The 24,798-nt window shown below is 51.7% G+C and carries 25 protein-coding genes and 2 pseudogenes; 21 read left to right on the top strand and 6 right to left on the bottom strand.

Translation table 11 applies throughout. The features are described 5' to 3' along the window. Positions 1–7: 7 nt before the first annotated feature. Complete coding sequence (crp, locus tag CRI63_RS09835; protein ID WP_000242755.1) at positions 8–640, bottom strand: cAMP-activated global transcriptional regulator CRP; 633 nt, start codon at positions 638–640, stop codon at positions 8–10. A 301-nt stretch (positions 641–941) separates the two neighbouring features. Here crp and CRI63_RS09830 point away from each other — a divergent pair, with 301 nt between their 5' ends. Next, positions 942–1,346 (top strand): OsmC family protein, encoded by a 405-nt coding sequence (locus CRI63_RS09830; protein ID WP_001148908.1) that lies wholly within the window; start codon positions 942–944, stop codon positions 1,344–1,346. A gap of 54 nt (positions 1,347–1,400) precedes the next feature. On the opposite strand, the gene CRI63_RS09825 is transcribed toward CRI63_RS09830, so the two are convergent. Genes CRI63_RS09825 through CRI63_RS09810 form a run of 4 tightly spaced genes read right to left on the bottom strand, consistent with a single transcriptional unit; the run spans position 1,401 to position 5,471 of the window. After that, positions 1,401–2,270 (bottom strand): phosphoribulokinase, encoded by an 870-nt coding sequence (locus tag CRI63_RS09825; protein ID WP_130208927.1) that lies wholly within the window; start codon positions 2,268–2,270, stop codon positions 1,401–1,403. 53 nt (positions 2,271–2,323) lie between these two features. Then, positions 2,324–2,542, bottom strand: a complete 219-nt coding sequence (locus CRI63_RS09820) for a YheU family protein (protein ID WP_064527543.1) — start codon at positions 2,540–2,542, stop codon at positions 2,324–2,326. Beyond that, positions 2,536–3,558, bottom strand: a complete 1,023-nt coding sequence (locus CRI63_RS09815; protein WP_130258679.1) for a hydrolase — start codon at positions 3,556–3,558, stop codon at positions 2,536–2,538. The genes CRI63_RS09820 and CRI63_RS09815 overlap by 7 nt, the downstream gene beginning before the upstream one ends. After that, entirely contained in the window at positions 3,558–5,471 is a 1,914-nt protein-coding gene (locus CRI63_RS09810; protein ID WP_130208923.1) for an ABC transporter ATP-binding protein, read from the bottom strand. The genes CRI63_RS09815 and CRI63_RS09810 overlap by 1 nt, the downstream gene beginning before the upstream one ends. Positions 5,472–5,601: 130 nt before the next feature. Between CRI63_RS09810 and kefG the strand changes: the two genes are divergently transcribed. From kefG to slyD, 4 genes are all read left to right on the top strand, one after another. After that, positions 5,602–6,153 carry a glutathione-regulated potassium-efflux system ancillary protein KefG gene (kefG, locus tag CRI63_RS09805; RefSeq protein WP_130258761.1) on the top strand — a complete coding sequence of 184 codons (552 nt, stop codon included), beginning with the start codon at positions 5,602–5,604 and terminating at the stop codon, positions 6,151–6,153. Further along, the gene (gene kefB, locus CRI63_RS09800; protein ID WP_135519389.1) at positions 6,153–7,958 is read left to right on the top strand and encodes a glutathione-regulated potassium-efflux system protein KefB; all 1,806 of its coding nucleotides are present in this window, start codon (positions 6,153–6,155) and stop codon (positions 7,956–7,958) included. Before kefG ends, kefB begins: the two co-directional genes overlap by 1 nt. 9 nt (positions 7,959–7,967) lie before the next feature. Then, entirely contained in the window at positions 7,968–8,168 is a 201-nt protein-coding gene (locus CRI63_RS09795; RefSeq protein ID WP_001007734.1) for a YheV family putative zinc ribbon protein, read from the top strand. 94 nt (positions 8,169–8,262) lie between these two features. Continuing rightward, the gene (slyD, locus tag CRI63_RS09790) at positions 8,263–8,853 is read left to right on the top strand and encodes a peptidylprolyl isomerase (RefSeq protein WP_000861334.1); all 591 of its coding nucleotides are present in this window, start codon (positions 8,263–8,265) and stop codon (positions 8,851–8,853) included. Between the two features lie 48 nt (positions 8,854–8,901). On the opposite strand, the gene CRI63_RS09785 is transcribed toward slyD, so the two are convergent. After that, a complete protein-coding gene (locus tag CRI63_RS09785; protein ID WP_064527535.1) occupies positions 8,902–9,120 on the bottom strand; it encodes a protein SlyX in 219 nt (72 codons plus the stop codon). Positions 9,121–9,340: 220 nt separating this feature from the next. Between CRI63_RS09785 and fkpA the strand changes: the two genes are divergently transcribed. The 16 genes and pseudogenes from fkpA to rpoB all read left to right on the top strand — a co-directional run bounded on the left by fkpA (position 9,341) and on the right by rpoB (position 24,763). Then, a complete protein-coding gene (fkpA, locus tag CRI63_RS09780; RefSeq protein ID WP_130208921.1) occupies positions 9,341–10,153 on the top strand; it encodes an FKBP-type peptidyl-prolyl cis-trans isomerase in 813 nt (270 codons plus the stop codon). Positions 10,154–10,319: 166 nt separating this feature from the next. Continuing rightward, the gene (locus CRI63_RS09775; RefSeq protein WP_000091466.1) at positions 10,320–11,042 is read left to right on the top strand and encodes a transcriptional regulator; all 723 of its coding nucleotides are present in this window, start codon (positions 10,320–10,322) and stop codon (positions 11,040–11,042) included. Continuing rightward, a complete protein-coding gene (gene tusD / locus CRI63_RS09770) occupies positions 11,042–11,428 on the top strand; it encodes a sulfurtransferase complex subunit TusD (protein ID WP_001209689.1) in 387 nt (128 codons plus the stop codon). The genes CRI63_RS09775 and tusD overlap by 1 nt, the downstream gene beginning before the upstream one ends. Further along, positions 11,428–11,830: pseudogene (gene tusC / locus CRI63_RS09765) on the top strand (sulfurtransferase complex subunit TusC). Before tusD ends, tusC begins: the two are co-directional and overlap by 1 nt. Next, positions 11,797–12,084, top strand: coding sequence for a sulfurtransferase complex subunit TusB (gene tusB, locus CRI63_RS09760; RefSeq protein WP_130217612.1), 288 nt, complete (start codon positions 11,797–11,799; stop codon positions 12,082–12,084). The pseudogene tusC and the gene tusB overlap by 34 nt, the downstream one beginning before the upstream one ends. A gap of 125 nt (positions 12,085–12,209) precedes the next feature. Then, positions 12,210–12,584, top strand: a complete 375-nt coding sequence (gene rpsL / locus CRI63_RS09755) for a 30S ribosomal protein S12 (protein ID WP_000246815.1) — start codon at positions 12,210–12,212, stop codon at positions 12,582–12,584. A 96-nt stretch (positions 12,585–12,680) separates the two neighbouring features. After that, on the top strand, positions 12,681–13,151 hold the full coding sequence (rpsG, locus tag CRI63_RS09750; RefSeq protein WP_001138043.1) for a 30S ribosomal protein S7: 471 nt from the start codon (positions 12,681–12,683) through the stop codon (positions 13,149–13,151). A gap of 96 nt (positions 13,152–13,247) precedes the next feature. Continuing rightward, on the top strand, positions 13,248–15,362 hold the full coding sequence (gene fusA / locus CRI63_RS09745; RefSeq protein ID WP_135519386.1) for an elongation factor G: 2,115 nt from the start codon (positions 13,248–13,250) through the stop codon (positions 15,360–15,362). Positions 15,363–15,432: 70 nt separating this feature from the next. After that, positions 15,433–16,617: an elongation factor Tu gene (tuf, locus tag CRI63_RS09740; protein ID WP_000031784.1), complete on the top strand. Its 1,185-nt coding sequence runs from the start codon at positions 15,433–15,435 to the stop codon at positions 16,615–16,617. Positions 16,618–16,846: 229 nt separating this feature from the next. Further along, positions 16,847–17,230 (top strand): preprotein translocase subunit SecE, encoded by a 384-nt coding sequence (secE, locus tag CRI63_RS09735; RefSeq protein ID WP_001275702.1) that lies wholly within the window; start codon positions 16,847–16,849, stop codon positions 17,228–17,230. Between the two features lies 1 nt (position 17,231). Continuing rightward, complete coding sequence (gene nusG / locus CRI63_RS09730; RefSeq protein ID WP_001287516.1) at positions 17,232–17,777, top strand: transcription termination/antitermination protein NusG; 546 nt, start codon at positions 17,232–17,234, stop codon at positions 17,775–17,777. Positions 17,778–17,935: 158 nt separating this feature from the next. Next, positions 17,936–18,364 (top strand): 50S ribosomal protein L11, encoded by a 429-nt coding sequence (rplK, locus tag CRI63_RS09725; RefSeq protein ID WP_001085926.1) that lies wholly within the window; start codon positions 17,936–17,938, stop codon positions 18,362–18,364. 3 nt (positions 18,365–18,367) lie between these two features. After that, a complete protein-coding gene (gene rplA / locus CRI63_RS09720; protein ID WP_001096684.1) occupies positions 18,368–19,072 on the top strand; it encodes a 50S ribosomal protein L1 in 705 nt (234 codons plus the stop codon). A gap of 412 nt (positions 19,073–19,484) precedes the next feature. Continuing rightward, complete coding sequence (gene rplJ / locus CRI63_RS09715; RefSeq protein WP_001207201.1) at positions 19,485–19,982, top strand: 50S ribosomal protein L10; 498 nt, start codon at positions 19,485–19,487, stop codon at positions 19,980–19,982. Positions 19,983–20,048: 66 nt separating this feature from the next. Next, positions 20,049–20,414 (top strand): 50S ribosomal protein L7/L12, encoded by a 366-nt coding sequence (rplL, locus tag CRI63_RS09710; protein ID WP_000028879.1) that lies wholly within the window; start codon positions 20,049–20,051, stop codon positions 20,412–20,414. Between the two features lie 319 nt (positions 20,415–20,733). Then, a pseudogene (rpoB, locus tag CRI63_RS09705) lies at positions 20,734–24,763 on the top strand (DNA-directed RNA polymerase subunit beta). Positions 24,764–24,798 lie beyond the last annotated feature (35 nt).

Raw genomic sequence — 24,798 nt, 5'->3', positions numbered from 1 at the left:
GATGGGGTTAACGGGTGCCGTAAACGACGATGGTTTTCCCGTGTGCGGAGATCAGGTTCTGATCTTCCAGCATCTTCAGAATGCGCCCCACGGTTTCACGAGAACAGCCGACAATTTGACCAATTTCCTGACGGGTAATTTTAATTTGCATACCGTCCGGGTGAGTCATGGCATCGGGTTGTTTCGCCAGATTCAGCAGCGTCTGTGCGATGCGACCTGTAACGTCGAGGAAAGCGAGGTTGCCCACTTTCTCTGAAGTGACTTGCAGACGACGCGCCATCTGCGCGGAGAGACGCATCAGAATATCCGGGTTAACCTGAATTAATTGACGAAATTTTTTGTAGGAAATTTCAGCTACTTCACAGGCGGTTTTTGCACGTACCCATGCGCTACGTTCCTGGCCTTCTTCAAACAGGCCCAATTCGCCAATAAAATCACCCTGATTCAGATAGGAGAGGATCATTTCTTTACCCTCCTCGTCTTTGATCAGCACTGCCACAGAGCCTTTAACGATGTAGTACAGCGTTTCCGCTTTTTCACCCTGGTGAATAAGCGTGCTCTTGGATGGATACTTATGAATGTGGCAATGAGACAAGAACCATTCGAGAGTCGGGTCTGTTTGCGGTTTGCCAAGCACCATGCGCGGTTATCCTCTGTTATAAGCTTTCTCCAGAGCCAGAAAACGGCGCTGTCTCTGGGTTGCCGAAATGTGCTTCCCGCTACCTGGGAAGGGGCTATCAACTGAACTGCACGGTAATGTGACGTCCTTTACATACATGCAGTACATCAATGTATTACTGTAGCATCCTGACTGTTTTAGCATAGCTTTCGCTCTGTGTCTCCTGGTGTCTCGCTTCAGCATGACCCAGGTCGCCTTCCGTTGCGCGATTTGGTCAGTACGCGTACTCTGTCAGGAAAATTGACGCAATGGAGTTCCGATTATGCAAGCGCGTGTGAAGTGGGTTGAAGGGTTAACTTTTTTGGGCGAATCCGCCTCTGGTCACCAGATTTTAATGGATGGCAACTCCGGCGATAAAGCGCCCAGCCCGATGGAAATGGTGCTGATGGCGGCGGGTGGCTGTAGCGCCATTGATGTGGTTTCTATCCTGCAAAAAGGGCGTCAGGATGTGGTTGATTGTGAAGTAAAACTGACCTCTGAACGCCGCGAAGAGGCCCCGCGCCTGTTTACCCATATCAATTTGCATTTTATCGTCACAGGTCGCGACCTGAAGGACGCAGCGGTTGCGCGTGCGGTGGATCTCTCTGCTGAGAAATATTGTTCAGTGGCGCTGATGCTGGAAAAAGCCGTGAATATTACCCACTCGTATGAAGTGGTCGCCGCGTGATTTAACTACCCCGTTGTGACGCCGGATAGTATTTTATCCGGCTTATTAGCGGCGCTACTCGATTTTCTTCCCTTCCATCAGTCGTTGCACCAGCGGCAGCATAATTAACTCCATTGCCAGACCCATTTTGCCGCCCGGCACCACTAATGTATTGATGTGGGAAATGAATGAGCCCTGCAACATCGCCAGTAGCCAGGGGAAATCGATCCCTTCCAGATTACGAAAATGGATCACCACAAAGCTTTCATCCAGCGATGGAATGCCTTTTGCCGCGAACGGGTTTGAAGTGTCGACGGTGGGAACGCGCTGGAAGTTAAGATGGGTGCGGGAAAACTGCGGCGTGATGTAGTTGATATAGTCTTCCATTGAACGCACTACAGAGTCCATCACCGCTTCTCGTGAGTGCCCGCGCTCGCTGGTGTCGCGGATCAGTTTTTGAATCCACTCAAGGTTAACGATAGGCACCACGCCAACCAGTAAGTCTACATGCTGCGCAACGTTATGCTGTGGCGTGACTACGCCGCCGTGTAAACCTTCATAAAACAGTACATCAGTCGGTTCCGGTAAAGGTTGCCAGGGGGTGAATGTCCCCGGTACCTGATTCCACGGTACGGCTTCGTCGTAGGTATGCAGATATTTGCGAGATTTCCCTTTGCCGCTCTGGCCGTATTCAATAAAGGTCTGTTCCAGCAGGCCGAAGTCGTTGGCTTCGGGACCGAAGTAGCTGATATGCCGCCCGGCGTCGCGCGCTTTGCGGATCGCCATGTCCATTTCCGGGCGGGTGTAGCGGTGAAAACTGTCGCCTTCCACCTCGGCGGCTTGCAGATTTAACTGGGCGAATATTTTACGAAACGCGAGGCTGGTGGTAGTAGTCCCCGCGCCGCTGGATCCTGTTACCGCAATGACCGGATGTTTGGCAGACATAGTAACTCCATGACTTGGCTATCATTATTATTTCGTCCGCCGACGGTTGCAGGTTATTCGCGAAACTGACTGCGCGGCATGATATTGACCGTCTCGTGCAGTTCCGACCAGACCAGTACCGCTTCTCCGCACTGTAGCTGGCGTTTGACGTCGGCGACTTTCTGTTCAAGCGTACGCTCTTGTTCACCATAATCGGTGCCTTCACGTAACACAAAGCTTTCAATTAAATTTTCCAGCGTTTCAGGGGAGATGTCTTGCCAGGGAATCAACATGATTTCGCCTCCAGATACGTTGTTAACCAGTCAGGAATGCGTGACTCCAGCCACATTTGCGGGTGAAGTAATGTACCGCCAATAAAACCAACATGACCCCCATGTTCGGTCAGTTGATACTCTACTTGCGGAGGAAGATTTTCCGGTTTCGGGATCACCTGATGATCCATAAACGGATCGTCTTTGGCGTGAATAATCAGCGTCGGTTTAGCGATCCGATTGAGCATCGGCATGGCGCTACACTGACGATAATAGTCGATAGCGTCGGCGTAGCCGTGAATTCTGGCGGTGATCAGATCGTCAAATTCACGGATGCGACGTACCGATTTTAACTGTGCGAGATTAATCGGCAGCGTACCGGGGTAGGCCGCCAGCTTGCGCGCAGCATTGGCTTTTAGCAGGTTCAGCAAATAACGCTGATAAACGCGGGAAAAGCCCTTTTCCATATGGTAACTACAGGCTTCCAGCACAAACGGCGCAGAGACAATCACCGCCGCATCAATCGGGAGATCATTGCCTTCTTTTGCCAGCAAACAGGCCAGCATATTACCGCCGAGCGAATAGCCGACGGCAGCCGTTGGCGCATGACCAAACTCGCGTTGCAGCCAGCGTAAAAACCAACTGGCGTCTTCGGTTTCGCCCGAATGGTAAATGCGGTGCATGCGGTTAGGTTCACCGCTGCATCCGCGAAAATGCATCACCACACCCAGCCAGCCGCGCTTTTTCGCCGCATCAACCAGGCCGTGTGCGTAAGGGCTATTGAGGCTGCCTTCGAGCCCGTGAAACACCACTAAACGCGGTTTATGTCTCGCCTGTGCAGGATCTTCACTCCACGCGAGATCGACAAAATCGCCGTCGGGCAACTCCAGCCGCTGCCAGTGCGGAGTGAATTTCACCTGACGACGAAACAGACGCGGCAGCATGGTTTGTAGATGGCAATTGCTGAAACCACGCATAGGGATGAATTCAGCACTGCTGCTGAATTCATTGGCATCGGTCGTCGTTATCTGCGCCATCAGTTGCTTTGGCCTTCCTGCAGCATCTGCTCAAGCTGCTCCTGGGCCTCCAGCCATGCCATTTCGCACTCTTCCAGCCCGGATTTAGCGCTCGCTTGTTGTTGCAGGCAGGCGGTCAGTTCCGCTTTACGGCTCTGGTCGTACAGCTCGCTGTCGCCGAGTTTCTCTTCCGCCTGCGCCAGTTGCGCATTCAGCTTCTCCATCTCTTTTTCCAGACGGGCGATCTCTTTACGCAGTGGCTGGGTTTGCGCACGCAGCTCCGCTTCCCGACGCTTCTGATCTTTACGTGCCTGGGCGCTGTTCGCGTTCTCTTTTGGCGCGTCGTCGGTTTGGTTTTCTTGCTTTTGTACGTCGCTCAACCACTGTTGATAATCTTCCAGATCGCCGTCGAACGGTTCGACTTTACGATCGTGAACCAGATAGAGATCGTCAGTGGTGGAACGCAGCAAATGACGGTCGTGCGAAACGACAACCAGCGCGCCTTCAAACTCGATCAACGCTTCAGTCAGTGCCTGACGCATGTCGAGGTCAAGGTGGTTAGTCGGTTCGTCGAGCAGCAGCAGATTCGGACGCTGCCAGACGATTAATGCCAGCACCAGGCGGGCTTTTTCACCACCGGAAAAGCGGCGCGTTTCTTCCGTCACTTTATCGCCCTGGAAACCAAAGCCGCCGAGATAGTCACGCAGTTTTTGCTCCAGCTCCTGCGGCGCTAAACGTGCCAGATGTTGAATAGGCGATTCGTCGGCGCGCAGGTATTCAAGTTGATGCTGGGCGAAGTAGCCGAGCTTGATCCCTTTCGCCAGACCAATTTCACCGCTGACTGGCGCAAGTTCACCGGCTAACAGTTTGATTAATGTCGATTTACCCGCGCCGTTGCGGCCTAACAGACCAATGCGCGAGCCGGGGACCAGATTCAGTTTAATCGAGTCGAGAATAATGCGATCGCCATAGCCTGCGCTGACTTTTTCCATCTTCAGTAACGGATTTGGCAGACTTTCCGGCGCGCGGAAGCTAAAACGGAACGGGTTGTCGACGTGCGCCGGGGCAATCAGCTCCATACGCTCGAGCATCTTAATGCGGCTCTGGGCCTGCTTCGCTTTGGTGGCTTTGGCACGGAAACGGTCGATATAACTTTGCAGATGCGCTACGCGTTCCTGCTGGCTTTCATACATCGCTTGTTGCTGCGCCAGACGGGTGGCGCGCTGTACTTCAAACGAACTGTAGTTACCGGTGTACTCGAACATGCTTTGTTGTTCGATATGAATAATTTTATCCACTATCGGATCGAGGAAGTCGCGGTCGTGAGAGATCAGGATCAGCGTGCCCTGATAGCTCTTCAGCCATTTTTCCAGCCAGATAACGGCATCGAGATCGAGGTGGTTAGTCGGTTCGTCGAGCAGCAGCAAGTCTGAACGGCAAATCAGCGCCTGGGCAAGGTTAAGACGCATACGCCAGCCACCGGAGAAATCACTCACCGGGCGCTCCAGTTGTTCATTGCTGAAACCGAGGCCGTGCAGCAGGCTGGCGGCACGGGAACGAATACTCCATGCGTCAATAGCATCCAGCTTGCCATGAATGGTGGCGATGGCGTGTCCGTCGTTACGTTCGTTGGCGTCGTGTAGCTGCGCTTCCAGTTGGCGATATTCTCGGTCGCCATCAATGACATATTCCAGCGCCGCTTGCGGTAGCGCTGGTGTTTCCTGATTCACCCACGCCAGTTGCCAGCTTCCCGGAAAGGTGTAGCTGCCGCCGTCGGCGCTGATTTCATTTTTCAGCAATGCCAGCAGGGTAGATTTACCACAGCCGTTTTTACCCACCAGGCCGACTTTCTGCCCGGGGTTGATGGTGGCGGTGGCATTATCCAGCAGGACGCGCACGCCGCGACGAATTTGTAACGAGGAGAAAACAATCATAAGGCGCCGTATGTTCAGACTATGTTAACTTATCATTATGATAATGTAATGTATGGGCGAGCTGCCGCACCGGGCGCAATGGTAGCCCAAAACAGCGACTATACACAAAAACCATACCGGGAGGGGGATGATGTCTCAGCCAGCGAAAGTTTTGCTGCTGTATGCCCATCCGGAATCTCAGGACTCGGTGGCAAACCGGGTACTGCTTAAACCGGCCACGCAGCTCAGCAATGTTACCGTGCACGACCTTTACGCGCACTATCCCGATTTTTTTATTGATATCCCCCGTGAGCAGGCATTACTGCGCGAGCACGAGGTGATTGTCTTTCAGCATCCTCTTTATACCTATAGCTGCCCGGCGCTACTGAAAGAGTGGCTGGACCGGGTATTAAGTCGTGGTTTTGCCAGCGGGCCGGGGGGAAACCAACTGGCGGGAAAGTACTGGCGTAGCGTGATTACCACCGGCGAGCCGGAAAGTGCTTACCGTTATGACGCATTGAATCGCTACCCGATGAGCGATGTTCTGCGCCCCTTTGAACTGGCGGCGGGCATGTGCCGGATGCATTGGTTAAGCCCCATCATTATTTACTGGGCGAGACGGCAAAGCGCACAGGAGCTGGCGAGCCACGCCAGAGCCTACAGTGACTGGCTGGCAAATCCGCTGTCTCCAGGAGGCCGCTGATGGAAGGTTCCGATTTTTTACTCGCAGGAGTGCTGTTTCTCTTCGCGGCGGTGGCTGCGGTGCCGCTGGCATCGCGGCTGGGTATTGGCGCTGTGTTGGGATATTTGCTGGCAGGGATTGCAATTGGCCCGTGGGGGCTGGGGTTTATTAGCGACGTCGATGAGATCCTCCACTTTTCGGAACTCGGCGTGGTGTTCCTGATGTTTATCATCGGCCTGGAGTTGAATCCTTCCAAACTTTGGCAATTGCGACGCTCGATTTTTGGCGTAGGCGCGGCACAGGTGCTGTTAAGCGCGGCGTTGCTGGCGGGATTATTGATGCTGACGGATTTCGCCTGGCAGGCGGCAGTGGTCGGTGGCATTGGCCTTGCGATGTCTTCAACCGCAATGGCACTGCAACTGATGCGCGAAAAAGGGATGAATCGCAGCGAATCCGGGCAGTTAGGCTTCTCGGTGTTACTGTTTCAGGATCTGGCGGTGATCCCGGCACTGGCGTTAGTGCCGTTGTTGGCGGGATCGGCTGACGAACATTTCGACTGGATGAAGATCGGCATGAAGGTGCTGGCGTTTGTCGGCATGCTGATTGGCGGGCGCTATTTACTGCGTCCGGTATTCCGCTTTATTGCAGCTTCTGGCGTGCGGGAAGTGTTCACCGCCGCGACGCTGCTGCTGGTGTTGGGTTCCGCATTGTTTATGGATGCGCTGGGACTGTCGATGGCGCTCGGTACGTTTATTGCAGGCGTGCTGCTGGCGGAAAGTGAATATCGCCATGAACTGGAAACGGCTATCGATCCGTTTAAGGGGTTGCTGCTCGGGCTATTTTTTATCTCGGTCGGGATGTCGCTCAACCTCGGGGTGCTTTATACCCATCTGTTGTGGGTAGTGATAAGCGTGGTTGTGCTGGTGGCGGTGAAAATTCTCGTGCTGTATCTACTGGCGCGACTGTATGGCGTGCGTAGCTCAGAGCGAATGCAGTTTGCTGGTGTATTGAGTCAGGGTGGTGAGTTTGCCTTTGTACTCTTTTCTACCGCTTCTTCACAACGCTTATTCCAGGGCGACCAGATGGCGCTGTTGCTGGTGACGGTGACTCTTTCCATGATGACCACGCCGCTGCTGATGAAGCAGGTAGATAAATGGCTATCCCGCCAGTTTAACGGACCGGAAGAAGAAGACGAAAAACCGTGGGTCAACGATGATAAACCGCAGGTCATTGTCGTGGGCTTTGGGCGTTTTGGTCAGGTGATTGGTCGTTTGCTGATGGCAAATAAAATGCGCATTACTGTGCTGGAGCGGGATATCAGCGCTGTTAACCTGATGCGTAAATATGGCTACAAAGTTTATTACGGCGACGCCACGCAGGTAGATCTTTTACGTTCTGCGGGTGCAGAGGCCGCAGAGTCTATTGTCATTACCTGTAACGAGCCGGAAGACACCATGAAGCTGGTGGAGATTTGCCAGCAACACTTCCCGCATTTGCATATTCTTGCGCGAGCGCGCGGACGTGTGGAAGCGCATGAGTTATTACAGGCCGGGGTGACGCAGTTTTCCCGTGAGACATTCTCCAGTGCGTTAGAGCTGGGGCGCAAAACGCTGGTCACGCTTGGCATGCATCCGCATCAGGCGCAGCGCGCGCAACTGCATTTTCGTCGCCTGGATATGCGAATGCTGCGGGAGTTAATCCCGATGCATGCTGATACCGTACAAATTTCTCGCGCCAGGGAAGCCCGACGCGAACTGGAAGAGATTTTCCAGCGTGAGATGCAACAAGAACGACGCCAGCTGGACGGCTGGGATGAATTTGAGTAGAGGGTAAAGATGGCAATCCGAAAACGTTTTATCGCGGGCGCAAAATGCCCGGCCTGTCAGGCGCAAGATTCCATGGCGATGTGGCGCGAAAATAATATTGATATTGTTGAATGTGTTAAGTGCGGACACCAGATGCGTGAAGTCGATAAAGAAGCCCGCGATCACGTTCGCAAAGATGAGCAAGTGATCGGGATTTTTCATCCGGACTAGCGATATGCGCCGAGTTTTTTTAAGCTAGTGAGTACACGGCTGCAGAATTCCGCTACAATCTGCGCCACTATTCTTCCCATGCTCAGGAGATATCATGAAAGTAGCAAAAGACCTGGTGGTCAGCCTGGCCTATCAGGTACGTACAGAAGACGGTGTGTTGGTTGATGAGTCTCCGGTGAGTGCGCCGCTGGACTATCTGCATGGTCACGGTTCCCTGATCTCTGGCCTGGAAACAGCGCTGGAAGGTCATGAAGTTGGCGATAAATTTGATGTCGCTGTTGGCGCGAACGACGCTTACGGTCAGTACGACGAAAACCTGGTGCAGCGCGTTCCTAAAGACGTATTTATGGGCGTTGATGAACTGCAGGTAGGTATGCGTTTCCTGGCTGAAACCGACCAGGGTCCAGTACCGGTTGAAATCACTGCGGTTGAAGACGATCACGTTGTGGTTGACGGTAACCACATGCTGGCTGGTCAGAATCTGAAATTCAACGTTGAAGTTGTGGCGATTCGCGAAGCGACCGAAGAAGAACTGGCTCATGGTCACGTTCACGGTGCGCACGATCATCACCACGATCACGACCACGACGGTTGCTGCGGCGGTCATGGCCACGATCACGGTCATGAACACGGTGGCGAAGGCTGCTGTGGCGGTAAAGGTAACGGCGGTTGCGGTTGCCACTAATACCGAAAAAGTGACAAAAAAGCGGGGAATCCCCGCTTTTTTTACGCCTCAATAATGTGGCGGTGGCGTTTCTTCAGCCTGCGACGCGATGTTCGACGGCTGGCTGGCTTTTAACTTCTCGGTCAGCAGACGCAGATGATCGCGCAGTTTCGCCATCTCCATTTCATGAGCGGTCACCGTGACGTTCAGTTCTTCAATGGTGATTTCCTGAAAAGCCAGCCGGCTCTCCAGTTCTGCCAGGCGTGCTTCCAATGTTAAATCCTGCATGATTCACCTCTTTTGTCGAATGGTCGCCGCGGATTCTACTTAACTTTGCTGCCCGAGACAGCACTCATTTCGAAGTCATCGAAACTAATTTAAACAAAAAGAGTCTGAAAATAGATGATAATAGGGCGTATCTGTATGTAGATTTGTTCGACAACGTTTTATAGTACCTTTCTGATAATAGTTAACCCAGGGGTGAGATGCCCCGATCCTGGAGATATGGATGAAATCACTGTTTAAAGTAACGCTGCTGGCGACCACAATGGCCGTTGCCCTGCATGCACCAATCACTTTTGCTGCCGAAGCGGCGAAACCAACTGCAACTGCTGACAGCAAAGCAGCGTTCAAAAATGACGATCAGAAATCAGCTTACGCGCTGGGTGCTTCGCTCGGTCGTTACATGGACAATTCTCTGAAAGAACAAGAAAAGCTGGGCATCAAACTGGATAAAGATCAGCTAATCGCGGGTGTTCAGGATGCATTTGCTGATAAAAGCAAACTCTCCGATCAAGAGATCGAACAGACTCTGCAAGCGTTTGAAGCACGCGTGAAGTCCTCCGCTCAGGCGAAGATGGAAAAAGATGCTGCTGATAACGAAGCGAAAGGTAAAGAGTACCGCGAGAAATTTGCCAAAGAGAAAGGTGTTAAAACCTCTTCAACTGGCCTGGTTTATCAGGTAGTGGAAGCCGGTAAAGGTGAAGCACCGAAAGACAGCGATACTGTAGTAGTGAACTACAAAGGTACGCTGATCGACGGTAAAGAGTTCGATAACTCATACACCCGTGGTGAACCGCTCTCGTTCCGTCTGGACGGCGTGATCCCTGGCTGGACTGAAGGTCTGAAGAACATCAAGAAAGGCGGTAAGATCAAACTGGTTATTCCACCAGAGCTGGCTTACGGCAAAGCGGGCGTTCCGGGGATCCCACCGAACTCTACTCTGGTATTTGACGTAGAACTGCTGGATGTGAAACCAGCACCGAAGGCTGATACGAAGCCAGAAGCAGATGCTAAAGCAGCAGATTCTGCTAAAAAATAAGCATTAAAAACCGCCGCCTGACCAGGCGGCGGTTTTTTTATTGCAGGCCGGATATAATTAGTGCTGGAAAGCGGAACCTCCGCTGTATTAATTTAATTACCCGCATCATTAATGAGCCTGCCCTGAAAAGTTAACGACAGGCTCCTGAAAAGGAGTGTTTTTTTTCATGTCCAGGTCGCTTTTAACCAACGAAACCAGTGAGTTGGATTTACTGGATCAACGTCCTTTCGACCAGACCGATTTTGATATTCTGAAATCCTACGAAGCGGTGGTGGACGGGTTAGCGATGCTCATTGGTTCCCACTGTGAAATCGTTTTGCACTCTTTGCAGGATTTAAAATGTTCAGCCATTCGTATTGCCAACGGCGAACATACAGGCCGGAAGATTGGCTCGCCAATTACCGATCTGGCACTGCGAATGCTGCACGACATGACGGGAGCGGATAGCAGCGTTTCTAAATGCTACTTTACTCGCGCCAAAAGCGGCGTATTAATGAAGTCCCTGACCATCGCGATTCGTAACCGCGAACAGCGTGTAATTGGTCTGCTGTGCATCAATATGAATCTTGATGTTCCTTTCTCGCAGATTATGAGCACTTTTGTGCCGCCAGAAACCCCGGACGTCGGTTCAAGTGTCAACTTTGCGTCTTCGGTTGAAGATCTGGTTACCCAAACACTGGAGTTCACCATTGAAGAAGTGAACGCCGATCGTAATGTTTCTAATAACGCCAAAAATCGTCAAATCGTGTTGAATCTTTACGAGAAAGGCATTTTCGATATCAAAGATGCGATCAACCAGGTTGCTGATCGTCTCAACATCTCCAAACATACTGTTTATCTCTATATCCGTCAGTTCAAGAGCGGTGATTTCCAGGGGCAAGATAAGTAATGCGTTTTGCCATCGTGGTAACCGGGCCAGCATACGGAACGCAACAGGCGAGTAGTGCTTTTCAGTTTGCACAGGCGCTGATAGCAGAAGGCCATGAGTTGAGTAGCGTCTTTTTCTACCGGGAAGGGGTCTATAACGCTAACCAATTGACCTCACCGGCAAGCGACGAATTTGACCTTGTGCGCGGCTGGCAACAGTTGAACGCGCAACATGGTGTGGCGCTGAATATCTGCGTAGCGGCAGCGTTACGCCGCGGTATCGTCGATGAAACTGAAGCAGGAAGACTGGGGCTGGCCTCGTCAAACCTTCAGCCGGGATTTACCTTAAGCGGACTTGGCGCTCTGGCAGAAGCCTCGCTAACCTGTGACAGGGTGGTACAGTTCTGATGAAACGAATAGCGTTTGTCTTTTCTACTGCGCCTCATGGCACCGCGGCTGGTCGTGAGGGATTAGATGCTTTACTCGCAACTTCCGCTTTAACTGACGATCTCGCCGTCTTCTTTATCGCCGATGGCGTTTTTTCAGCTTCTGCCAGGACAAAAGCCCGATGCGGTGCTGGCGCGTGATTACATTGCCACTTTTAAATTGCTGGGTCTGTATGACATTGAACAGTGCTGGGTTTGTGCGGCTTCTCTGCGCGAACGAGGGTTAGGTCCGCAGACACCCTTTGTTGTCGAAGCCACGCCGCTCGAAGCAGATGCCTTACGCCGCGAACTCGCCAACTACGATGTTATTTTGAAATTTTTGAGGCGTACATGTTGCACACATTACATCGCTCTCCCTGGCTGACAGATTTTCCTGCGTTGCTGCGTCTGCTCAGTGAGGGTGACGAACTGCTGTTATTACAGGATGGCGTAACTGCTGCAGTTGACGGCAACCGCTACCTTGAAAGTCTGCGTAATGCCCCCATTAAGGTTTATGCCCTGAACGAAGACCTCATTGCCCGCGGTTTGACTGCTCAAATTTCGAACGATATCATCCCAATTGACTATACTGATTTCGTCAGACTTACGGTTAAGCACACCAGCCAGATGGCCTGGTGACGGCGGGATCGTTGTATATTTCTTGACACCTTTTCGACACCGCCCTAAAATTCGGCGTCCTCATATTGTGTGAGGACGTTTTATTACGTGTTTACGAAGCAAAAGCTAAAACCAGGAGCTATTTAATGGCAACAGTTAACCAGCTGGTACGCAAACCACGTGCTCGCAAAGTTGCGAAAAGCAACGTGCCTGCGCTGGAAGCATGCCCGCAAAAACGTGGCGTATGTACCCGTGTATATACTACCACCCCTAAAAAACCGAACTCCGCACTGCGTAAAGTATGCCGTGTTCGTCTGACTAACGGTTTCGAAGTGACTTCCTACATCGGTGGTGAAGGTCACAACCTGCAGGAGCACTCCGTGATCCTGATCCGTGGCGGTCGTGTTAAAGACCTCCCGGGTGTTCGTTACCACACCGTACGTGGTGCGCTTGACTGCTCCGGCGTTAAAGACCGTAAGCAGGCTCGTTCCAAGTATGGCGTGAAGCGTCCTAAGGCTTAATGGTTCTCCGTTAAGTAAGGCCAAACGTTTTAACTTAAATGTCAAACTAAACTCGTAGAGTTTTGGACAATCCTGAATTAACAACGGAGTATTTCCATGCCACGTCGTCGCGTCATTGGTCAGCGTAAAATTCTGCCGGATCCGAAGTTCGGATCAGAACTGCTGGCTAAATTTGTAAATATCCTGATGGTAGATGGTAAAAAATCTACTGCCGAATCTATCGTATACAGCGCGCTGGAGACCCTGGCTCAGCGCTCTGGTAAATCTGAACTGGAAGCATTCGAAGTAGCTCTCGAAAACGTGCGCCCGACTGTAGAAGTTAAGTCTCGCCGCGTTGGTGGTTCTACTTATCAGGTACCAGTTGAAGTCCGTCCGGTTCGTCGTAATGCTCTGGCAATGCGTTGGATCGTTGAAGCTGCTCGTAAACGCGGTGATAAATCCATGGCTCTGCGCCTGGCGAACGAACTTTCCGATGCTGCAGAAAACAAAGGTACTGCAGTTAAGAAACGTGAAGACGTTCACCGTATGGCCGAAGCCAACAAGGCGTTCGCACACTACCGTTGGTAATCCCTTCGGAGTTTTAGTCACCAGGCGGGCGCTTCCAGTAAGCAGCCCGCTTTGGGCTACTTAAATTGAACGCCTAAAAGATAAACGAGGAAACAAATGGCTCGTACAACACCCATCGCACGTTACCGTAACATCGGTATCAGTGCGCACATCGACGCCGGTAAAACCACTACTACCGAACGTATTCTGTTCTACACCGGTGTAAACCATAAAATCGGTGAAGTTCATGACGGCGCTGCAACCATGGACTGGATGGAGCAGGAGCAGGAACGTGGTATTACCATCACTTCCGCTGCAACTACTGCATTCTGGTCTGGTATGGCTAAGCAGTATGAGCCGCATCGCATCAACATCATCGACACCCCGGGGCACGTTGACTTCACAATCGAAGTAGAACGTTCCATGCGTGTTCTCGATGGTGCGGTAATGGTTTACTGCGCAGTTGGTGGTGTTCAGCCGCAGTCTGAAACCGTATGGCGTCAGGCAAACAAATATAAAGTTCCGCGCATTGCGTTCGTTAACAAAATGGACCGCATGGGTGCGAACTTCCTGAAAGTTGTTAACCAGATCAAAACCCGTCTGGGCGCGAACCCGGTTCCGCTGCAGCTGGCGATTGGTGCTGAAGAACATTTCACCGGTGTTGTTGACCTGGTGAAAATGAAAGCTATCAACTGGAACGACGCTGACCAGGGCGTAACCTTCGAATACGAAGATATCCCGGCAGACATGGTTGAACTGGCTAACGAATGGCACCAGTACCTGATCGAATCCGCAGCTGAAGCTTCTGAAGAGCTGATGGAAAAATACTTGGGTGGTGAAGAACTGACTGAAGCAGAAATCAAAGGTGCTCTGCGTCAGCGCGTTCTGAACAACGAAATCATCCTGGTAACCTGTGGTTCTGCGTTCAAGAACAAAGGTGTTCAGGCGATGCTGGATGCGGTAATTGATTACCTGCCATCCCCGGTTGACGTACCTGCGATCAACGGTATCCTGGACGACGGTAAAGACACTCCGGCTGAACGTCACGCAAGTGATGACGAGCCGTTCTCTGCACTGGCGTTCAAAATCGCTACCGACCCGTTTGTTGGTAACCTGACCTTCTTCCGTGTTTACTCCGGTGTGGTTAACTCTGGTGATACCGTACTGAACTCCGTGAAAGCTGCACGTGAGCGTTTCGGTCGTATCGTTCAGATGCACGCTAACAAACGTGAAGAGATCAAAGAAGTTCGCGCGGGCGACATCGCTGCTGCAATCGGTCTGAAAGACGTAACCACTGGTGACACCCTGTGTGACCCGGATGCGCCGATCATTCTGGAACGTATGGAATTCCCTGAGCCGGTAATCTCCATCGCAGTTGAACCGAAAACCAAAGCTGACCAGGAAAAAATGGGTCTGGCTCTGGGCCGTCTGGCTAAAGAAGACCCGTCTTTCCGTGTATGGACTGACGAAGAATCTAACCAGACCATCATCGCGGGTATGGGCGAACTGCACCTCGACATCATCGTTGACCGTATGAAGCGTGAATTCAACGTTGAAGCGAACGTAGGTAAACCGCAGGTTGCTTACCGTGAAACTATCCGCCAGAAAGTTACCGATGTTGAAGGTAAACACGCGAAACAGTCTGGTGGTCGTGGTCAGTATGGTCATGTTGTTATCGACATGTACCCGCTGGAGCCGGGTTCAAACCCGAAAGGCTACGAGTTCATCAACGACATTAAAGGTGGTGTAATCCCTGGCGAATACATCCCGGCCGTTGATAAAGGTATCCAGGAACAGCTGAAAGCAGGTCCGCTGGCAGGCTACCCGGTAGTAGACATGGGTATTCGTCTGCACTTCGGTTCTTACCATGACGTTGACTCCTCTGAACTGGCGTTTAAACTGGCTGCTTCTATCGCCTTTAAAGAAGGCTTTAAGAAAGCGAAACCAGTTCTGCTTGAGCCGATCATGAAGGTTGAAGTAGAAACTCCTGAAGAGAACACCGGTGACGTTATCGGTGACTTGAGTCGTCGTCGTGGTATGCTCAAAGGTCAGGAATCTGAAGTTACTGGCGTTAAGATCCACGCTGAAGTACCGCTGTCTGAAATGTTCGGATACGCAACTCAGCTGCGTTCTCTGACCAAAGGTCGTGCATCATACACCATGGAATTCCTGAAGTATGATGAAGCGCCGAGTAACGTTGCTCAGGCCGTAATTGAAGCCCGTGGTAAATAAGCCTAAGGGTTAATACCAAAGTCCCGTGCTCTCTCCTGAAGGGGAGAGCACTATAGTAAGGAATATAGCCGTGTCTAAAGAAAAATTTGAACGTACAAAACCGCACGTTAACGTTGGTACTATCGGCCACGTTGACCACGGTAAAACTACTCTGACCGCTGCAATCACCACCGTACTGGCTAAAACCTACGGCGGTGCTGCTCGTGCATTCGACCAGATCGATAACGCGCCGGAAGAAAAAGCTCGTGGTATCACCATCAACACTTCTCACGTTGAATATGACACCCCGACCCGTCACTACGCACACGTAGACTGCCCGGGGCACGCCGACTATGTTAAAAACATGATCACTGGTGCTGCTCAGATGGACGGCGCGATCCTGGTAGTTGCTGCGACTGACGGCCCGATGCCGCAGACTCGTGAGCACATCCTGCTGGGTCGTCAGGTAGGCGTTCCGTACATCATCGTGTTCCTGAACAAATGCGACATGGTTGATGACGAAGAGCTGCTGGAACTGGTTGAAATGGAAGTTCGTGAACTTCTGTCTCAGTACGACTTCCCGGGCGACGACACTCCGATCGTTCGTGGTTCTGCTCTGAAAGCGCTGGAAGGCGACGCAGAGTGGGAAGCGAAAATCCTGGAGCTGGCTGGCTTCCTGGATTCTTACATTCCGGAACCAGAGCGTGCGATTGACAAGCCGTTCCTGCTGCCGATCGAAGACGTATTCTCCATCTCCGGTCGTGGTACCGTTGTTACCGGTCGTGTAGAACGCGGTATCATCAAAGTTGGTGAAGAAGTTGAAATCGTTGGTATCAAAGAGACTCAGAAGTCTACCTGTACTGGCGTTGAAATGTTCCGCAAACTGCTGGACGAAGGCCGTGCTGGTGAGAACGTAGGTGTTCTGCTGCGTGGTATCAAACGTGAAGAAATCGAACGTGGTCAGGTACTGGCTAAGCCGGGCACCATCAAGCCGCACACCAAGTTCGAATCTGAAGTGTACATTCTGTCCAAAGATGAAGGCGGTCGTCATACTCCGTTCTTCAAAGGCTACCGTCCGCAGTTCTATTTCCGTACTACTGACGTGACTGGTACCATCGAACTGCCGGAAGGCGTAGAGATGGTAATGCCGGGCGACAACATCAAAATGGTTGTTACCCTGATCCACCCGATCGCGATGGACGACGGTCTGCGTTTCGCAATCCGTGAAGGCGGCCGTACCGTTGGCGCGGGCGTTGTAGCAAAAGTTCTGAGCTAATTGCCGATAACATTTGACGCAATGCGCACTAAAAGGGCATCATTTGATGCCCTTTTTGCACGCTTTCGTACCAGAACCTGGCTCATCAGTGATTTTCTTTGTCATAATCATTGCTGAGACAGGCTCTGTTGAGGGCGTATAATCCGAAAAGCTAATACGCGTTTCGATTTGGTTTGCCTCGCGATCGCGGGGTGAAAATGTTTGTAGAATACTTCTGACAGGTTGGTTTATGAGTGCGAATACCGAAGCTCAAGGAAGCGGGCGCGGCCTGGAAGCGATGAAGTGGGTCGTTGTGGTGGCATTGCTCCTGGTGGCAATTGTCGGCAACTACCTTTATCGCGACATTATGCTGCCGCTGCGTGCGCTGGCCGTAGTAATTCTGATTGCTGCAGCGGGTGGTGTCGCGCTGTTAACGACAAAAGGTAAAGCAACCGTTGCTTTTGCCCGTGAAGCGCGTACCGAAGTCCGTAAGGTCATTTGGCCGACTCGCCAGGAAACATTGCACACCACGCTGATTGTGGCTGCGGTTACCGCAGTAATGTCACTGATCCTGTGGGGACTGGATGGTATTCTGGTTCGCCTGGTATCCTTTATCACTGGCCTGAGGTTCTGAGATGTCTGAAGCTCCTAAAAAGCGCTGGTACGTCGTTCAGGCGTTTTCCGGTTTTGAAGGCCGCGTAGCAACGTCGCTGCGTGAGCATATCAAATTACATAACATGGAAGATTTGTTTGGTGAAGTCATGGTACCAACCGAAGAAGTGGTTGAAATCCGTGGCGGTCAGCGTCGCAAAAGCGAACGCAAATTCTTCCCTGGCTACGTCCTCGTTCAGATGGTGATGAACGACGCGAGCTGGCACCTGGTGCGCAGCGTACCGCGTGTGATGGGCTTCATCGGCGGTACTTCCGATCGTCCTGCGCCAATCAGCGATAAAGAAGTCGATGCGATTATGAATCGACTGCAGCAGGTTGGTGATAAGCCGCGTCCGAAAACGCTGTTTGAACCGGGTGAAATGGTCCGTGTTAATGATGGTCCGTTCGCTGACTTCAACGGTGTTGTTGAAGAAGTGGATTACGAGAAATCGCGTCTGAAAGTGTCTGTTTCTATCTTCGGTCGTGCGACCCCGGTAGAGCTGGACTTCAGCCAGGTTGAAAAAGCCTAACCCAGCGATCAAAAAAGCGGCGATTTAATCGTTGCACAAGGCGCGAGATTGGAATACAATTTCGCGCCTTTTGTTTTTATGGGCCGTGCCCGTAAAACGATTTTTTATATCACGGGGAGCCTCTCAGAGGCGTTATTACCCAACTTGAGGAATTTATAATGGCTAAGAAAGTACAAGCCTATGTCAAGCTGCAGGTTGCAGCTGGTATGGCTAACCCGAGTCCGCCAGTAGGTCCGGCTCTGGGTCAGCAGGGCGTAAACATCATGGAATTCTGCAAAGCGTTCAACGCAAAAACTGATTCCATCGAAAAAGGTCTGCCGATTCCGGTAGTAATCACCGTTTACGCTGACCGTTCTTTCACTTTCGTTACCAAGACTCCGCCGGCAGCAGTTCTGCTGAAAAAAGCGGCTGGTATCAAGTCTGGTTCCGGTAAGCCGAACAAAGACAAAGTGGGTAAAATTTCCCGCGCTCAGCTGCAGGAAATCGCGCAGACCAAAGCTGCCGACATGACTGGTGCCGACATTGAAGCGATGACTCGCTCCATCGAAGGTACTGCACGTTCCATGGGCCTGGTAGTGGAGGACTAAGAAATGGCTAAACTGACCAAGCGCATGCGTGTTATCCGCGAGAAAGTTGATGCAACCAAACAGTACGACATCAACGAAGCTATCGCTCTGCTGAAAGAGCTGGCGACTGCTAAATTCGTAGAAAGCGTGGACGTAGCTGTTAACCTCGGCATCGACGCTCGTAAATCTGACCAGAACGTACGTGGTGCAACTGTACTGCCGCACGGTACTGGCCGTTCCGTTCGCGTAGCCGTATTTACCCAGGGTGCAAACGCTGAAGCTGCTAAAGCTGCAGGTGCTGAACTGGTAGGTATGGAAGATCTGGCTGACCAGATCAAGAAAGGCGAAATGAACTTTGACGTTGTTATTGCTTCTCCGGATGCAATGCGCGTTGTTGGCCAGCTGGGCCAGGTTCTGGGTCCGCGCGGCCTGATGCCAAACCCGAAAGTGGGTACTGTAACGCCGAACGTTGCTGAAGCGGTTAAAAACGCTAAAGCTGGCCAGGTTCGTTACCGTAACGACAAAAACGGCATCATCCACACCACCATCGGTAAAGTGGACTTTGACGCTGACAAACTGAAAGAAAACCTGGAAGCTCTGCTGGTTGCGCTGAAAAAAGCAAAACCGACTCAGGCGAAAGGCGTGTACATCAAGAAAGTTAGCATCTCCACCACCATGGGTGCAGGTGTTGCAGTTGACCAGGCTGGCCTGAGCGCTTCTGTAAACTAATGCCTTTACGTGGGCGGTGATTTTGTCTACAATCTTACCCCCACGTATAATGCTTAATGCAGACGTATATCCGAGAGCTTCGGATTGTGGCAAGGCGGCAACTGAGTGAGTCGCCAGGAGCATAGCTAACTATGTGACTGGTGCGAACGAAGAAAGCCAACGCCGCCACAAGCTGAATAGCGACGGATAGAAAAGATTTGTTCGTTGGAGCCTGGCCTATCCAGGCCTCCGTCGAAGACCGCAGGAGTTTCGCAAGAAACTTAATCCCCTGCGTAGACGGTGACAGAACGCTAAGATTATTCTTTTATATTCTGGCTTGTTTCTGCTCACCGTAATTAAGACGCTCTCTCCATTTGGAGGAGTGAAGTGAGTTCCAGAGATTTTCTCTGGCAAACATCCAGGAGCAAAGCTAATGGCTTTAAATCTTCAAGACAAACAAGCGATTGTTGCTGAAGTCAGCGAAGTAGCCAAAGGCGCGCTGTCTGCAGTAGTTGCGGATTCCCGTGGCGTAACTGTAGATAAAATGACTGAACTGCGTAAAGCAGGTCGCGAAGCTGGCGTATACATGCGTGTTGTTCGTAACACCCTGCTGCGCCGTGCTGTTGAAGGTACTCCGTTCGAGTGCCTGAAAGACGCGTTTGTTGGTCCGACCCTGATTGCATACTCTATGGAACACCCGGGCGCTGCTGCTCGTCTGTTCAAAGAGTTCGCGAAAGCGAATGCAAAATTTGAGGTCAAAGCCGCTGCCTTTGAAGGTGAGCTGATCCCGGCGTCTCAGATCGACCGCCTGGCAACTCTGCCGACCTACGAAGAAGCAATTGCACGCCTGATGGCAACCATGAAAGAAGCTTCGGCTGGCAAACTGGTTCGTACTCTGGCTGCTGTACGCGATGCGAAAGAAGCTGCTTAATCGCAGTTATCTTTTTAACGCATTCGCTTACGTATAAACTTATTCTGATATTCAGGAACAATTTAAATGTCTATCACTAAAGATCAAATCATTGAAGCAGTTGCAGCTATGTCTGTAATGGACGTTGTAGAACTGATCTCTGCAATGGAAGAAAAATTCGGTGTTTCCGCTGCTGCTGCTGTAGCTGTAGCTGCTGGCCCGGTTGAAGCTGCTGAAGAAAAAACTGAATTCGACGTAATTCTGAAAGCTGCTGGCGCTAACAAAGTTGCTGTTATCAAAGCAGTACGTGGCGCAACTGGCCTGGGTCTGAAAGAAGCTAAAGACCTGGTAGAATCTGCACCGGCTGCTCTGAAAGAAGGCGTGAGCAAAGACGACGCAGAAGCACTGAAAAAATCCCTGGAAGAAGCTGGCGCTGAAGTTGAAGTTAAATAAGCCAACCCTTCCGGTTGCAGCCTGAGAAATCAGGCTGATGGCTGGTGACTTTTTGGTCACCAGCCTTTTTGCGCTGTAAGGCGCCAGTAGCGTTTCACACTGTTTGACTACTGCTGTGCCTTTCAATGCTTGTTTCTATCGACGACTTAATATACTGCGACAGGACGCCCGTTCTGTGTAAATCGCAATGAAATGGTTTAAGCGTGATAGCAACAGGCATTGCGGAAAGTGTTCCATTTTCCGGTCAACAAAATAGTGTTGCACAAACTGTCCGCTCAATGGACAGATGGGTCGACTTGTCAGCGAGCTGAGGAACCCTATGGTTTACTCCTATACCGAGAAAAAACGTATTCGTAAGGATTTTGGTAAACGTCCACAAGTTCTGGATGTACCTTATCTCCTTTCTATCCAGCTTGACTCGTTTCAGAAATTTATCGAGCAAGATCCTGAAGGGCAGTATGGTCTGGAAGCTGCTTTCCGTTCCGTATTCCCGATTCAGAGCTACAGCGGTAATTCCGAGCTGCAATACGTCAGCTACCGCCTTGGCGAACCGGTGTTTGACGTCCAGGAATGTCAAATCCGTGGCGTGACCTATTCCGCACCGCTGCGCGTTAAACTGCGTCTGGTGATCTATGAGCGCGAAGCGCCGGAAGGCACCGTAAAAGACATTAAAGAACAAGAAGTCTACATGGGCGAAATTCCGCTCATGACAGACAACGGTACCTTTGTTATCAACGGTACTGAGCGTGTTATCGTTTCCCAGCTGCACCGTAGTCCGGGCGTCTTCTTTGACTCCGACAAAGGTAAAACCCACTCTTCGGGTAAAGTGCTGTATAACGCGCGCATCATCCCTTACCGTGGTTCCTGGCTGGACTTCGAATTCGATCCGAAGGACAACCTGTTCGTACGTATCGACCGTCGCCGTAAACTGCCTGCGACCATCATTCTGCGCGCCCTGAACTACACCACAGAGCAGATCCTCGACCTGTTCTTTGAAAAAGTTATCTTTGAAATCCGTGATAACAAGCTGCAGATGGAACTGGTGCCGGAACGCCTGCGTGGTGAAACCGCATCTTTTGACATCGAAGCTAACGGTAAAGTGTACGTAAGAAAAAGGCCGCCGTATCACTGCGCGCCACATTCGCCAGCTGGAAAAAGACGACGTCAAACTGATCGAAGTCCCGGTTGAGTACATCGCAGGTAAAGTGGTTGCTAAAGACTATATTGATGAGTCTACCGGCGAGCTGATCTGCGCAGCGAACATGGAGCTGAGCCTGGATCTGCTGGCTAAGCTGAGCCAGTCTGGTCACAAGCGTATCGAAACGCTGTTCACCAACGATCTGGATCACGGCCCATATATCTCTGAAACCTTACGTGTCGACCCAACTAACGACCGTCTGAGCGCATTGGTAGAAATCTACCGCATGATGCGCCCTGGCGAGCCGCCGACTCGTGAAGCAGCTGAAAGCCTGTTCGAGAACCTGTTCTTCTCCGAAGACCGCTATGACTTGTCTGCGGTTGGTCGTATGAAGTTCAACCGTTCTCTGCTGCGCGAAGAAATCGAAGGTTCCGGTATCCTGAGCAAAGACGACATCATTGATGTTATGAAAAAGCTCATCGATATCCGTAACGGTAAAGGCGAAGTCGATGATATCGACCACCTCGGCAACCGTCGTATCCGTTCCGTTGGCGAAATGGCGGAAAACCAGTTCCGCGTTGGCCTGGTACGTGTAGAACGTGCGGTGAAAGAGCGTCTGTCTCTGGGCGATCTGGATACCCTGATGCCTCAGGATATGATCAACGCCAAGCCGATTTCTGCAGCAGTGAAAGAGTTCTTCGGTTCCAGCCAGCTGTCTCAGTTTATGGACCAGAACAACCCGCTGTCTGAGATTACGCACAAACGTCGTATCTCCGCACTCGGCCCAGGCGGTCTGACCCGTGAACGTGCAGGCTTCGAAGTTCGAGACGTACACCCGACTCACTACGGTCGCGTATGTCCAATCGAAACCCCTGAAGGTCCGAACATCGGTCTGATCAACTCTCTGTCCGTGTACGCACAGACTAACGAATACGGCTTCCTTGAGACTCCGTATCGTAAAGTGACCGACGGTGTTGTAACTGACGAAATTCACTACCTGTCTGCTATCGAAGAAGGCAACTACGTTATCGCCCAGGCGAACTCCAACCTGGATGAAGAAGGCCACTTCGTAGAAGACCTGGTAACTTGCCGTAGCAAAGGCGAATCCAGCTTGTTCAGCCGCGACCAGGTTGACTACATGGACGTATCCACCCAGCAGGTGGTATCCGTCGGTGCGTCCCTGATCCCGTTCCTGGAACACGATGACGCCAACCGTGCATTGATGGGTGCGAACATGCAACGTCAGGCCGTTCCGACTCTGCGTGCTGATAAGCCGCTGGTTGGTACGGGTATGGAACGTGCTGTTGCCGTTGACTCCGGTGTAACTGCGGTAGCCAAACGTGGTGGTGTCGTTCAGTACGTGGATGCTTCCCGTATCGTTATCAAAGTTAACGAAGACGAGATGTATCCGGGTGAAGCAGGTATCGACATCTACAACCTGACCAAATACACCCGTTCTAACCAGAACACCTGTATCAACCAGATGCCGTGTGTGTCTCTGGGTGAACCGGTAGAACGTGGCGACGTGCTGGCAGACGGTCCGTCCACCGACCTCGGTGAACTGGCGCTTGGTCAGAACATGCGCGTAGCGTTCATGCCGTGGAATGGTTACAACTTCGAAGACTCCATCCTCGTATCCGAGCGTGTTGTTCAGGAAGACCGTTTCACCACCATCCACATTCAGGAACTGGCGTGTGTGTCCCGTGACACCAAGCTGGGGCCGGAAGAGATCACCGCTGACATCCCGAACGTGGGTGAAGCTGCGCTCTCCAAACTGGATGAATCCGGTATCGTTTACATTGGTGCGGAAGTGACCGGTGGCGACATTCTGGTTGGTAAGGTAACGCCGAAAGGTGAAACTCAGCTGACCCCAGAAGAAAAACTGCTGCGTGCGATCTTCGGTGAGAAAGCGTCTGACGTTAAAGACTCTTCTCTGCGCGTACCAAACGGTGTATCCGGTACGGTTATCGACGTTCAGGTCTTTACTCGCGATGGCGTAGAAAAAGACAAACGTGCGCTGGAAATCGAAGAAATGCAGCTCAAACAGGCGAAGAAAGACCTGTCTGAAGAACTGCAGATCCTCGAAGCGGGTCTGTTCAGCCGTATCCGTGCTGTGCTGGTAGCCGGTGGCGTTGAAGCTGAGAAGCTCGACAAACTGCCGCGCGATCGCTGGCTGGAGCTGGGCCTGACCGACGAAGAGAAACAAAATCAGCTGGAACAGCTGGCTGAGCAGTATGACGAACTGAAACACGAGTTCGAGAAGAAACTCGAAGCGAAACGCCGCAAAATCACTCAGGGCGACGATCTGGCACCGGGCGTGCTGAAGATTGTTAAGGTATATCTGGCGGTTAAACGCCGTATCCAGCCTGGTGACAAGATGGCAGGTCGTCACGGTAACAAGGGTGTAATTTCTAAGATCAACCCGATCGAAGATATGCCTTACGATGAAAACGGTACGCCGGTAGACATCGTACTGAACCCGCTGGGCGTACCGTCTCGTATGAACATCGGTCAGATCCTCGAAACCCACCTGGGTATGGCTGCGAAAGGTATCGGCGACAAGATCAACGCCATGCTGAAACAGCAGCAAGAAGTCGCGAAACTGCGCGAATTCATCCAGCGTGCGTACGATCTGGGCGCTGACGTTCGTCAGAAAGTTGACCTGAGTACCTTCAGCGATGAAGAAGTTATGCGTCTGGCTGAAAACCTGCGCAAAGGTATGCCAATCGCAACGCCGGTGTTCGACGGTGCGAAAGAAGCAGAAATTAAAGAACTGCTGAAACTTGGCGACCTGCCGACTTCTGGTCAGATCCGCCTGTACGACGGCCGCACTGGTGAACAGTTCGAACGCCCGGTAACCGTTGGTTACATGTACATGCTGAAACTGAACCACCTGGTCGACGACAAGATGCACGCGCGTTCCACCGGTTCTTACAGCCTGGTTACTCAGCAGCCGCTGGGTGGTAAGGCACAGTTCGGTGGTCAGCGTTTCGGGGAGATGGAAGTGTGGGCGCTGGAAGCATACGGCGCAGCATACACCCTGCAGGAAATGCTCACCGTTAAGTCTGATGACGTGAACGGTCGTACCAAGATGTATAAAAACATCGTGGACGGCAACCATCAGATGGAGCCGGGCATGCCAGAATCCTTCAACGTATTGTTGAAAGAGATTCGTTCGCTGGGTATCAACATCGAACTGGAAGACGAGTAATTCTCGCTCAAACAGGTCACTGCTGTCGGGGTAAA

This window comes from Escherichia sp. E2661 (assembly GCF_004745185.1).
Classification (GTDB): Bacteria; Pseudomonadota; Gammaproteobacteria; order Enterobacterales; family Enterobacteriaceae; genus Escherichia.
The sequence above is the reverse complement of the archived record's forward strand: the minus strand, read 5'-3'. Positions and strand labels throughout refer to the sequence as shown.